The 11,395-nt window shown below is 61.6% G+C and carries 8 protein-coding genes; 3 read left to right on the forward strand and 5 right to left on the reverse strand.

Annotated features, from left to right (window positions below; all coding sequences use genetic code 11):
• A partial coding sequence (locus ACILSO_RS30250; protein ID WP_395741233.1) for a PVC-type heme-binding CxxCH protein occupies window positions 1-3,308 on the reverse strand: 3,308 nt, incomplete at its 3' end.
• A 151-nt stretch (window positions 3,309-3,459) separates the two neighbouring features.
• Complete coding sequence (locus tag ACILSO_RS30255; protein WP_395741234.1) at window positions 3,460-4,134, reverse strand: RNA polymerase sigma factor; 675 nt, start codon at window positions 4,132-4,134, stop codon at window positions 3,460-3,462.
• Window positions 4,135-4,233: 99 nt separating this feature from the next.
• Here ACILSO_RS30255 and ACILSO_RS30260 point away from each other — a divergent pair, with 99 nt between their 5' ends.
• Both ACILSO_RS30260 and ACILSO_RS30265 read left to right on the forward strand, forming a co-directional pair.
• Window positions 4,234-4,761 (forward strand): DUF5069 domain-containing protein, encoded by a 528-nt coding sequence (locus tag ACILSO_RS30260; protein ID WP_395741235.1) that lies wholly within the window; start codon window positions 4,234-4,236, stop codon window positions 4,759-4,761.
• 31 nt (window positions 4,762-4,792) lie between these two features.
• Window positions 4,793-5,329, forward strand: a complete 537-nt coding sequence (locus ACILSO_RS30265; protein ID WP_395741236.1) for a hypothetical protein — start codon at window positions 4,793-4,795, stop codon at window positions 5,327-5,329.
• A 111-nt stretch (window positions 5,330-5,440) separates the two neighbouring features.
• On the opposite strand, the gene msrB is transcribed toward ACILSO_RS30265, so the two are convergent.
• The 3 genes from msrB to ACILSO_RS30280 all read right to left on the reverse strand — a co-directional run bounded on the left by msrB (window position 5,441) and on the right by ACILSO_RS30280 (window position 9,365).
• Window positions 5,441-6,034 carry a peptide-methionine (R)-S-oxide reductase MsrB gene (gene msrB, locus ACILSO_RS30270; protein WP_395741237.1) on the reverse strand — a complete coding sequence of 198 codons (594 nt, stop codon included), beginning with the start codon at window positions 6,032-6,034 and terminating at the stop codon, window positions 5,441-5,443.
• A 65-nt stretch (window positions 6,035-6,099) separates the two neighbouring features.
• Window positions 6,100-8,610, reverse strand: a complete 2,511-nt coding sequence (locus tag ACILSO_RS30275) for a protein kinase domain-containing protein (RefSeq protein ID WP_395741238.1) — start codon at window positions 8,608-8,610, stop codon at window positions 6,100-6,102.
• A gap of 74 nt (window positions 8,611-8,684) precedes the next feature.
• Window positions 8,685-9,365: an RNA polymerase sigma factor gene (locus ACILSO_RS30280; RefSeq protein ID WP_395741239.1), complete on the reverse strand. Its 681-nt coding sequence runs from the start codon at window positions 9,363-9,365 to the stop codon at window positions 8,685-8,687.
• 255 nt (window positions 9,366-9,620) lie between these two features.
• On the opposite strand from ACILSO_RS30280, the gene zwf reads away from it, so the two are divergent.
• A complete protein-coding gene (zwf, locus tag ACILSO_RS30285; protein ID WP_395741240.1) occupies window positions 9,621-11,162 on the forward strand; it encodes a glucose-6-phosphate dehydrogenase in 1,542 nt (513 codons plus the stop codon).
• Window positions 11,163-11,395 lie beyond the last annotated feature (233 nt).

Here is an 11,395-nt window from a genome sequence, read left to right on the forward strand (position 1 = left end):
CCGACGAAGCTGTGCTCGATGGCGGCGCTGGGGTAGAGGATGGCGGTGAAGAGGCCGTCCTGGCTGAGCTTGGCTCCGATCTGCGAGAGGTCGGGGCCGAAGTCGATGTACTGGCCTTTGACGCGGTGGCAGGCGATGCATCCTGCCTGCATGAACATCTGCGGGCCTTTGGCGGCATCGCCTTTGAGCTTCACAAGTTCGGGAAGCTTGGGGAAGTTGTCGAGGCCCTGGGCGGCGGGGAGGGGGAGTTCTTTGGCGGCCTGATCGCGCACGCTGGCATCGGTGCTGCGGCTGAGGGCGAGGGAGGACTGGTCTTTGAATTCGGCGGGGAGTTTGCCTTCGCTCTGCCAGCGAAGGATGTTGCGGCCGCCTTCGCCGCTGAGGGCGAGGGCGTCGATGATGGTGTGGCGGACGTCTGCGTGTTTCTCGGACCAGAAGGCTTGATTGAGCACGGCGACTGAGGCGCGATCGCTCACGCGGCCGAGCGATGCTATGAGGGCTTTGGCGGAGGGGGCGTCGGCGTCTTTGAGGAAACGCAGGGCGCCATCGCGATTGGCGGCGATGAGGCGTGCGGCGTTGACGGACTCAGGTGCGTTGGGATTGGCGACGATGTAGTCGAGGAGTTCTTTTTCGAAGCCGGTGAGGTTGAGGCGTTCGACGAGGGCGATGAATTCCGGTTTGCCGATGACGGGCTTGAGGAGGGAGTCGAGGCGCGTCTTGGCCTCGGGATTGGAGGCAATGGTGTTGCGGTCGAGGAGCGCGGTGGAGGCGAGGGCCATTTCGGGGTCGGCTTTGAGGAAGATGTTCAAAGCGGCGGCGGAGACTTCCTTGGGGTATTTGTAGGAGAGGAGCTGGAGGGCGCGGAGGAGCTTTAGTGACTCTGCCATCGCAATTCCGGTCACGGGAACTTGAGCTTTCACGTCATCTCCAATGGGAGATGTGAAAACCGATTCGAGGAATCTGCGCCAGTCTGGGGGAGGGGCTTTTTGCCAAGGGGCGTTGTCGAGTTTGCTCCTGCTGAGACCGTCTATCCAGCGCTCTTGGATAAACAAATCTTGTCCGATACCGATAGCTTCAACAGCCCATCGGTCATTACGATCGACACCGCCATTTCCATCGACACCAGAATACAGATCCCCCCAACAAAAGCACGCCAAACGCGAATCATCGAATCGAAGAGCAATGGCCGCATCGCGCCGCACAGCGGGCGATTTATCAAAGAGTACCTTTTTGATGACTTCACGTTCCAGTCTTTCCGGCTGCTTCTGCTGCCAGAGCTGACGGGCGGCGCGGATGGCGGTAATGCGGAGGTTGGGATCGGTGTCGGTGAGGGCGGATTGAAGGTAGGCTGGAATGGCGAATTTGAGGTCGCTGGGAGATTCGGCTGCGGCCTCGGTTTCGGAAAACCGAGCTACAGCCCAGAGGGCGCGTGCGCGGTGCTGTGGTTCTGCTTTGGTGTCGGCCAGAAGTTTGTTGAGTGCGGGGATGGCTTTGGTGTCGAATTTTTTGAGTGCCTGCCATGCCAGATACCGTGCTTCTTCATTCGGCGACTTCAACGCAGCCACGGCTCCTTCGACGTTGTCCATTTTGAAACTTGGAGTCTGATACTTCTCCGCCGCCTTTGTTGTCACGCGGAACAAACGGCCGCGGGTGGTGTCGCCCATGCCGTGGCCGCCGACGCCGGGGTCGTACCAGTCGGCGACGATGAGGGAGCCGTCGGGGGCGACGGCGACGTCGCTGGGGCGGAACCATTTGTCTTTGGTGCCTTCGAGGATGTTGGTGATTTCGGCTTTGTAGCCTGCGCCATCGGGCTGGGTGATGTAGGCGCGGACGACGTTAGGGCCGGCATCGCAATGAATGGGCTGGCCGTGGAAGATGCTGGGGAGGAGATCGCCTTCATAGACTTGCATGCCGGTGGGGCTGCCGGCACCGGTTTGCAGGAGGTTGGGGATGACGCCGGGGTCGTTGAGGTGCCAGTGGCGCTGGGGGATTTCGCTCTCCCAGCCGATGCGCGGGGTCTGCCAGCCTGCGCCGGTCATTTCGTCGGAGTAGCCGTAGTTACCGAACTCCATGACGTAGTTGATGCGCACGCCTTTGTTGCCGTCGTCGTCGTTGTCGGACTGCCACAGGGTGCCGAAGCTATCGACGGCGACTTCCCAGTTGTTGCGGAAGTTCCAGGCGAGGACTTCGACGTTGCTGCCGTCGAGTTCGCAGCGGAAGACCATGCCCTGCTGGTAGGGGCGGTTGTTTTGGTTGGTGCATTTGACGCCGTGGATGTCGGTGATGAGATTGCCGTCCTTGTCGCAGAGCTGTTTGCCGGCGTTGCCGAAGTTGAAGTAGAGGCGGCCATCGGGGCCAAAGTGGAAGGCGTGGATGCCGTGGTCATGCTGCGCGCCGCCGATCTTGGTGAACATGAGTTCTTTGCGGTCGGCCTTGTCGTCGCCGTTGTCGTCGATGAGCCAGAAGACGTCGTCGCCGCAGGAGATGAGGGCCTTGTTGCCGAGAACGCAGATGCCGTGCGCGCTGTCCACATCGTGGCCCTGATGGAAGACGGTGGATTTGTCCGCCTTGGCATCGCTGTCGGTGTCTTCGAGAATGAGGATGCGGTCGCCTTCGGCGCGTTCGCCGAGATGCTTGCGGTAGTTCACCACTTCGCAGACCCAGACGCGGCCGCGTGCGTCGATGTCGATGCTGGAGGGACTCTCCATCATGGGCTCGCTGGCGAAAAGCTGCACCTGCAGTTCGGGATGCACGGTGAGGGAAGTGACGGCATCGGCGGGATCGTGAGTGGCGGAGTCGCTGGCGGTGATGGGGCCCGGGTTTTCGGTGTAAACGCGGAACTCGACGCTGGCGTTGAGCTGCCGGGTGCCGCCCTCGTCCAGGGCACCACGGGCTTTGAAGCGCTTGGTGCCTGCGGGGAGGTTGTAGGCGATGATGCTGTTGGCGTGTGTGCCGATGCCGTACTCGATGGCTTTGCCGGCGCTGCGCAGCTCAGTGCCAATGGCGTTGGCGTTCACACTCACATTGCCCCAGCCGCTTTGCGCGGATTTCCATTCGATCTCGGTCAGTTTTTTCTCGCTGCCGTCAGCGAGGATGAGGCGTGGCTCGGCCCAGTCTGCCCAGTCAGCAGTGAAGCCATTGCCGCCGTCGGAGACGACGAGGTAGAGTTCTTTCGCGCCTTCGAGGGACACATCGATGTCCACGCTGTGGTTGGGCGCGGCGTTGGTGATGAGCTTGGAGCTGAAGAGGGGCTTGGGGGCTGCGAGGAGAAGCGTCGGGCAGAGAAGGGCGAGCAGGAAGCGTTTCATGCGGTGGGACGGAGAGTACGCCGGAGGCAGCTGGGAACTTCAAGCATCAAATCGAATGAGCCGGGGCCGGTGGAGAAGACGGCGACTGCATCTGGAAGCCCTTTTGCCTGCGTGAGCGTCGATCGACAGACAGGAGTGTCTGTCGTACTTCCTATTCCACGTCTTCTCCCAAGTGCGCGGCCAGATGCTTTCTCAGCTCGGTGCGGGCGCGGAAGAGGAGGCTTTTTACGGCAGGGAGGGACATCTTCAGGACGGCGCAGATGTCTTCGTATGGCAGGTCCTGGTGGCGGCGCATGACGACGGCGATGCGCTGCTTCTCCGGCAGCGCGGCAATGGCTTTGTCGAGGGCCTGCTCAAGCTCGGTCTGCTGGGTGATGTGGTCGGCGCCGGGGATGCTGTGGTCGGCGAAGTACTTGGGGGGATCGTCTTCGTTTTCCTGCTCAATGCTGACCTCCTTGCGGCGGGAGCGGCGGCGGGTTTCGTTGAAGACCAGATTGCGCGTGATGGTGAAAAGCCAGGTGGTGAACTTGGCGGTGACCTCGTAACGCGGGGCGCTGCGCCAGACCCGGATGAAAACCTGCTGGGCGATGTCGTGGGCATCGTCGATGTTGTTGAGCATGCGGGCGCAGGTGCCGATGACGGCATTTTGATGCAGCTCCACCAGGCGCTCGAAGGCCTGCACATCCCCCTCCTTCACGCGGAGCATCAGGCGCACGCTCTCCTGGTCGGATGACTCCTCCGCACCGTCGGCGGCTGCCTGCGGTGGCGGTAGGGGAGCATTCCGGTCCGGTTCGGGCATGAGGTAGGCTGGCAGTGTGGCTGCCATGCTAGCGAAGGTCATGCGCAATGTAAACCACGGGTGGGGCGGATTGGTTGCGCGAATATTTGACGGTCAAAACAACTTCGTTATGCGTAGGATACAATTATGAACGATCTTACATGGGACACGACTTTCTGTGAACTCTTCGAGCGCTGCGCCAAACTGCACCGTGGAGGCGACACCCGTGCGGTGAACTGGTACACGGAGGCGGACCAGACCTTTCTGGACGGCATCGGCTACACGGCACAGGAGTTTTTTGACTTTGTGGATGATCACTGCCGCTATGGCTCCGAGGGGCCGACGCTGGCGACGAGCCTGCTGGTGGCTGCTGTGAGGAGGGATTTCTTCCGGGTGGTGCAGAACAGTCAGCGTAGTGAAAAGACGGTGCCGCCGGGTGAACTGCCGCCGAAAACGGCCGCGGTGGAGGGCATGCCGTGGCTGCCGCGCCTGATCGTGAAGGCTCGCGCCAAGCTGAAGGGCGAGATGGACCCGGACACGATGTACGGCTGCGGCGGAGACCGTGCGTTCTTTGAGCAGCACAAGCTGCACCCGGCGGATTTTCTGCGTGTGACGTGGGCGGCCGGAGACGATGACCAGAAGATCATCGACTATGTGAAGACAGGGAAGATGTGATGTGAGTCCTGCTCCGCCTGGAGGCCGCGAGATGGAAGAACTGAATCCTTACGCGGCCCCGCAGTCCGAGGCCTATTACGACAACACGAACGCGTCACACGTGCGGCAGGCATTTCTGCGCACCGAGAGTCATCTGAAGGCTTTGGGCCTGCTGGTGATGGTGAGGAGCCTGACCAGTCTCGTGATCAATCTGGTGATGATGAGGATGCTCCTGCAGGAATATGGGATGGTGGTCCTTCCATGGCCGTTCATCGTTCTCGGAAGCCTGCTCTGCGTGGCGGGTGCGGGGCTGTATTTTCTCAGGCGTTGGGCAGGCTTGCTGACGAACGTGCTGGCGTTTCTGGTGATCGTGATCGCCTTCAACCAGCTGCCTGCGGGTTGGATCGCGATCGTCTTTCAGGCCTGTGTGCTGGCATTTCTGCGCAGTGCGCGGGCAAGGGTCGTGCTCTCTCACGAGTATCAGGCGGCGATCCTGCGAACGCCGATGATCAGGAGCAGGCCTGCGGCATGGCTTGTGCCAGCCGTCGTGGTGGTGGTGCTGGTGAACGTGGTGCTTGCGATGCGCTGAGAGACGGGGAGGAATGACGCCACACCTGCACCCCAGAGCGCGCGGCCGGTTCTTCGGAGGCGATGGGGGCTGGTGGAGCGCTGATCGACAGACAGGTGCGTCTGTCGTGCTTTACTTCTTTGCTTCCACACCGCCTTCTTTGGCGACTTCGCCTTTCTTTTCCTGCACGGCGGCGGAGTTCACTTCGAGAAGCTTGGGGGCTTCGCCGCCTTTGGGGACGAATTTCAAGGCGACGCCGTTGATGCAGAAGCGGCGGTCGGTGGGGGTCTTGAAGCCTTCGCCTTCAAAGACGTGGCCGAGGTGGGCATCGCAGCGTTTGCACACGGTTTCCACGCGGTGCATGCCGTGGCTGTTGTCCACTTTTTCGAGCACGCCCTTGGCTTTGGAGCTGTCGTAGAAGGAAGGCCAGCCGCAGCCGGAGTGGAATTTTTCTTTGGAGGTGAAGAGCTCCGCGCCGCAGCAGACGCAGTAGTAGGTGCCCTCTCCCTGAGCTTCGAACTCGTGATAGGCCGCGCCGTTGGCGCGCTCGGTGCCGCGCATGCGGGTCACGGCAAACTGCTCGGGGGTGAGCATTTTCTCCCATTCACTGGTGGTTCTGACAACTTCGGGCTTCATGTTTTTGGAATCGGTTTTGGGTTTGTCCTCAGCCTGCACGATGCAGAGGGCGATGGCGAAGGTGGCAAGAAGGGTGAGGTGGAGTTTCATGGCGTTGATGTGCTGATACGTGGGAGAAGCAGGCAAGATTGCTTATTCCGACAAAAGAAACGGCTTCAGTCCTCGTCCTCGCGCGCCATCTGGCCGATGTTCCAGAGCAGCAGGCGGAAGCCCGCGTCGGGATGGCGATCCGCAGCGGTGGCATGCCTGCGGAAGGAGGCGAGCAGTTCCTGGCGCTCTGCGGTGGTGTAGGCACCGCCGCGCAGCACACCCTGGTCAGGCATGTCGCCCCATGAGTCGGAGACCCATTCCCAGAGGTTTCCGGACAGATCGAACAACCCGCGGCCGTCTGCACGGAAGGAGCCGACGGGGGAGACATCGGCAAAGCCGTCGTCGTATTGCGGGATGGCTTTTTTCCCGGTCTTGTCAGCGGATTTGTCGAGGAAGTTGCCGGATTTGGCCGGAGGCGGCCAGATGAAGCCCCAGGGGTAGATGCCTTCGATGCGCATGCTGCGCTCGGACGGAGTGGCGCCGACTTCGCGGGAAAGATAGGCGGCCATGCTCCATTCGTCGTCGGTGGGCAGGCGGTATTCCTGATCCGGCTCCAGCAACCCCTGGGCGCGCTCGCGGTCTGTCAGCCAGCGGCAGAAAAACTCCGCCTCGGAGCGGTTGACCATACTGACGGGGAGATCGGGGCCGGCTTCAAGTTCGCGGCCTGTTACGGGCGGCTGATTGGTGGCCTTGGCAAACTCGGCGAAATCCTTGCGGCGTGTCTCGATGCTGGCCATCATGGCCTTGCCGAGGGAGACAAACTTTATGCCGAGGCTGTTCTGCCAGGGCTTGCCAAAGACGACGGAGCCGGTGGCCTTGAGACGGAGATTGAAGCTGATGCTCTGCCCTTCCTTGAGCTTGCCGCTGACGACTTCCGGCTTGTAGCCGGGAAGGATGATCTCGTAGTGGAAGGTGTCCGCGCGCACCTTGGACAGTGCGATGGGAGTGCGGCCGACGATGCGTTCGCCTTCGTGGATTTCGGCCCCTGGCGGTGTGCTGGCGATGTTGAGGCTGCCAAACTTCACGCTGACGATTTCACAGCGGATCATGTTGTGACCGGGCTTGGGCTTGGCGGAGCCGGGGGGCTGCGGCACGCTCATGGCGCGCCAGGCGTACTCGTGGGCTGCATCCAGGCGGCCGGTCCTGCGGTCGCTGGCGGTCATCCACGCGCAGTAGGAGTCGGCCTCGTCCTTGGGAATGACCGCCGCCCAGAGGGTGGATTTGTCCGGCTGCGCGAGAGGGGTCACTTCGTACTCGGCGGCGGATGTGGTGTCTTCGAGGAAATTGCGGAAATCCACGATGTTCAGCGGGAGATCGGCGACGTGGCGGTCCTGTTTCCAGGAGAACCATTGCTTGAGGCGGTTCTGCCACTCCTTGTTGGGGGTGGGAGTCTCCGGGCGCGCGGGTGCCACCGGCGGGGGCTTCACGGGCACGGGAATCTCGTAGCTCCATTCGCGCTGGTGTTTGGCCATGACGAGACCGCCTGCCACCACAAAAGAGGCGACCGTGGTGATGACTGCGGCACGGGAGAAGCGGCGGATGAAGCTCTCCCGCTTGATGGAGCCGACGTGCTGCAGGGCCTCGGCAAAGTCTGAAGCATTGGCAAAGCGGCGGTCCAGATCGGCTTCACAGGCGTTGCAGATGACACGATTGAGATCGATCCAGAACGGCCACTCCTCATCCGAGAGGTTGTCAGGCACCTCGGGGAATTCCATGCGGTCTTTGCCGCTGCTCATTTCGTAGAGCACCTTGCCCAGGCTGTAGATGTCCGCCTGCGGAGTGCCCGGGCCTTCAGGTGGCACGAAGCCTTCCGTGCCGACAAAGGTGCGCTCTCCGAATGCGGCGACGAGGCCGATGTCCGCCAGCTTGCACACGCCGCCCACGAAGATGATGTTGGAGGGCTTGATGTCGCGGTGGGTGAGACCGTGATTGTGCATGTAGTGCAGCGCATCGGCCAGGTACACGCCCGCATCCCGGCAGAAGAAGGGGTCCAGCCTGCCGTGGCGCTTCATGTCCGTGGTGAGCGTGCGCGGCACGTAGGTCTTGACGTCTTTGATGTGCGCGCCGTCCTCGGCATCGTCCGCCAGCTCCATCACGCAGTAGTAGAAGCCGCGGTTCTCATTCCAGCCGACATGGAGAATATGCACGAGGCAGGGGTGGCCGCGCGAGATGGGCTCGAACTGCTGGATGCCCTGGAACTCGCGGTGGAAGGTGCGGGTAAGCTCAAAGTCCTCGCGCCAGACGATCTTCACGGCACGGAGCGCACCGGTGACGCTCTGCGCCAGCCAGACTTCACCGTAGGCGCCGGAGCCGATGCGCTTGAGCAGCGTGTAGTCCGGAATGACGATGTCATCGCGATGGGAGGGCGGGCCGTTTTTGTCGCGGGCGCGAACCTTCTCATGGATTGTGGGCGCTGCGATGGGAGGCGCAGGCAGGTCGACTTCAAAAGAGTCGCCATCGAGCAGGGCGGCATCGCGCGCGGCAGCTGCAGCTTCCTCCGCGGACATGCCGCCTGCGTCATCCGCGCTTTCGGGCGAAGGCGGAAGATCGGCGTGCGGGGCTGCTGAATCGCTCATGAAGCTGTCGTGGGAGGAAGGTAGCGGCAGGTGCGGGCGGGATCAAGCCGGCGCAGGCGCGCGGAACTCTCCCACTAAAGCATCGTATTCTCAAGCCCCTGCACTTCTTTCTTCACCAGAGCACCGACGCGGTGCTTGGCCAGATAGACCTGGGCGGCATTGATTCCGAGGGCCTCGGAGGTTTTCTTCACGCCCCAGCCTTTCATGACGTAGCAGTCGAAAATCTGAAACTGGCGGGGGGAAACCTTGGCTTTGACACGCTCCAAGGCGGCGGCGGTGATGTTGTCCCGCCACTCGCGGTCCCAGATGTTTTCCAGCAGGTTGTCCTTGTCCTGGGAGAGGCGGTCAATGACCTGGCCGCTGGTGTCTTCGGTGTCGGCATTGCCCTGGTCTGCCAGGGAAGGCTGGCGCTTGCGGGCGCGGAAGACGTCCAGGATGCGCCAGCGGGTCATCTGGAGGAGCCAGGCCTTGAAGGAGCCTGCGCGGGGATCGTACTGACCTTTCTGGACCTGACGGGCGATGGCGATGATGGTTTCCTGAACCACATCAAAGGCTTCCTCACGGGTGAGACCGGCCTTGGTGCCGACGCTGAAGATGAGACGCCAGTAGGTCTGGTAGAACTCGTTCCAGGTCTTCTGGTCTTCCCAATTGTTCAAACGCTCGATCAGGCTCTTGCGGGTTTTCTCCCACAAGCCTTTGTCTTTTTTTACGTCTTCCGGAATCGGAATGTCTGACTCAGGTGCCGGTTTGCTCATTGGCTGGCGACTGTCAACGGATGAGCCGTGCTGTCAAACCTTTGAAACCCAGCAGATGGAGAGAAAAAAGGCGAAAGAGACGCTTATTGAACGGCGGGGTGGGGCGGAATGAGGCCGCAGGCGGATTCATGACATTCATGAAGTCATTTCATCCATCCGGAGGCGGCGGGGAAGCATCGCAGGTTGCCATCGGTGGGGGGCGGGTTAGTCTGGCAGTCCAGCGCCCAGTTTGTGGCGTAGTCCTTGCTTATAACCATGCCCGAATTGGAAAATCCCTTTCAAGAGACACTGCTCTCCCGCCACCGTGCGGAACCCTGCTCCGTGGTCATTTTTGGTGCCACCGGAGACCTGACGCACCGCAAGCTGATCCCGGCGATTTATAACATCGCCGCCGCGGGAGACCTGCCACCGCAGTTCAAGGTGGTGGGGTTTGCCCGGCGTGAAAAGACGGACGAAGTCTTTCGTGGTGAGCTGGAGGAGGGCAACCGCAAGAACAGCCGCCAGGGGCACAATGACGAACTGTGGAAAAGCTTCTCGCAGTGCATCCACTATCACCGCAGCGAATTTGAAGATCTGGAAGGTTACAAGTCCCTGGCCAGGCTGCTGAACCAGTTTGATGAAGAGCGCGGCATGCCCGCGAACCGGCTCTTTTATCTGGCGTCAGCGCCCGAGGCATTCAAGCCGATCCTGGAGATGCTGAAAAAAGCCGGTCTGAACGAAGGCGTGGGTGGAAAGTGGGCGCGCGTGGTGTGCGAAAAGCCGTTTGGCAAGGATCTGGCCAGTGCGAAGGCTTTGAACCATGTGGTGGCCGAGACCTTTGAGGAAAAGGACACTTACCGCATCGACCACTATCTGGGCAAGGAAACGGCGCAGAACATCATGGTCCTGCGCTTTGCGAACTCGATTTTCGAACCGAACTGGAACAGCCGCTACATCGACCACGTGCAGATCACCTGTGCCGAGAACCTGGGCATGGAAGGCGGGCGTGGCGGATATTATGACACTGCGGGTGCGCTGCGTGACATGGTGCAGAACCATCTGCTGCAGCTGGTGTCCCTGGTGGCCATGGAGCCTCCGACCGACCTTAGTGCGGACAGTGTGCGTGATGAAAAAGTGAAGGTGATCCGCGCGCTGCGCCCGCTGGTGGGAGCCGAGGAGGTGGGCAAGCATGTGGTGCGCGCCCAATACACCGCCGGCAGCGTGGACGGCGTCTCGCGCGTGGGCTACCGGCAGGAGGACCGCGTGAATCCGGAATCCCAGACGGAGCCGTATGTGGCGCTGCGTTTGATGATCGACACCTGGCGCTGGCAGGGAGTGCCCTTCTATATTCGCGTGGGCAAGCAGCTGCCGAAGAAGGCCACGGAGATCAGCGTGCATTTCAAGAAGCCGCCGCAGGTGCCGTTTGCGACCTCCGCCATGCTGAAGCACAGCGAGAACACGCTCGTCATCCGCATTCAGCCGGACGAGGGCATCGCGTTGCGCATCCTGTGCAAGCAGCCCGGGCAGGCGATGAGCATGCAGCAGGTGAAGATGGACTTCCGCTATTCATCGAGCTTTGGGAAAGCCAGCCCTGAGGCCTACGAGCGCCTGCTGCTGGATGCGATGGCCGGAGATGCGACGCTGTTTGCCCGCCGTGACGAGGTGGAAAACGCGTGGAGATTCATCGATGAAATCGAGAACGCCTGGCACAAGTCCGAGGCTCCACCACCCATGCATGAATACCCGGCGGGAAGCTGGGGGCCGAAGGAAGCGGACGATCTGCTGCGCGCGGACGGGCGTGAGTGGCGGCTGCTGTAGGCGCTGGCCTTGGACGTTGGACGGTCGTGGCGTAAGCCCGCCCGTCCATCAGCGCTCCGCAAACACCTTGGCGTGCGAACGTCCCCGCCGTACCGTAGGACGGGTGTGGCGAAAGCCCGCCCGTCTGCGAGCGTGCTGCACACACTCGAGCGTACGAACTTCCTCGAAGTCGGGCGGTTTGGCGTGGCAGCGATGGAGCATGGAATAGGTTCGATGCCCAGGACGCTGGCGCG

This window comes from Prosthecobacter sp., from assembly GCF_044226605.1.
Classification (GTDB): Bacteria; Verrucomicrobiota; Verrucomicrobiia; order Verrucomicrobiales; family Verrucomicrobiaceae; genus Prosthecobacter.

What these genes read in the sequence shown, in the direction of transcription:
- ACILSO_RS30255 (WP_395741234.1), bottom strand. Translation starts at nt 4,134, where the DNA reads ATGGCAGCCACACTGCCAGCCTACCTCATGCCCGAACCGGACCGGAAT.
- ACILSO_RS30260 (WP_395741235.1), top strand. Translation starts at nt 4,234, where the DNA reads ATGAACGATCTTACATGGGACACGACTTTCTGTGAACTCTTCGAGCGC.
- ACILSO_RS30265 (WP_395741236.1), top strand. Translation starts at nt 4,793, where the DNA reads ATGGAAGAACTGAATCCTTACGCGGCCCCGCAGTCCGAGGCCTATTAC.
- msrB (WP_395741237.1), bottom strand. Translation starts at nt 6,034, where the DNA reads ATGAAACTCCACCTCACCCTTCTTGCCACCTTCGCCATCGCCCTCTGC.
- ACILSO_RS30275 (WP_395741238.1), bottom strand. Translation starts at nt 8,610, where the DNA reads ATGAGCGATTCAGCAGCCCCGCACGCCGATCTTCCGCCTTCGCCCGAA.
- ACILSO_RS30280 (WP_395741239.1), bottom strand. Translation starts at nt 9,365, where the DNA reads ATGAGCAAACCGGCACCTGAGTCAGACATTCCGATTCCGGAAGACGTA.
- zwf (WP_395741240.1), top strand. Translation starts at nt 9,621, where the DNA reads ATGCCCGAATTGGAAAATCCCTTTCAAGAGACACTGCTCTCCCGCCAC.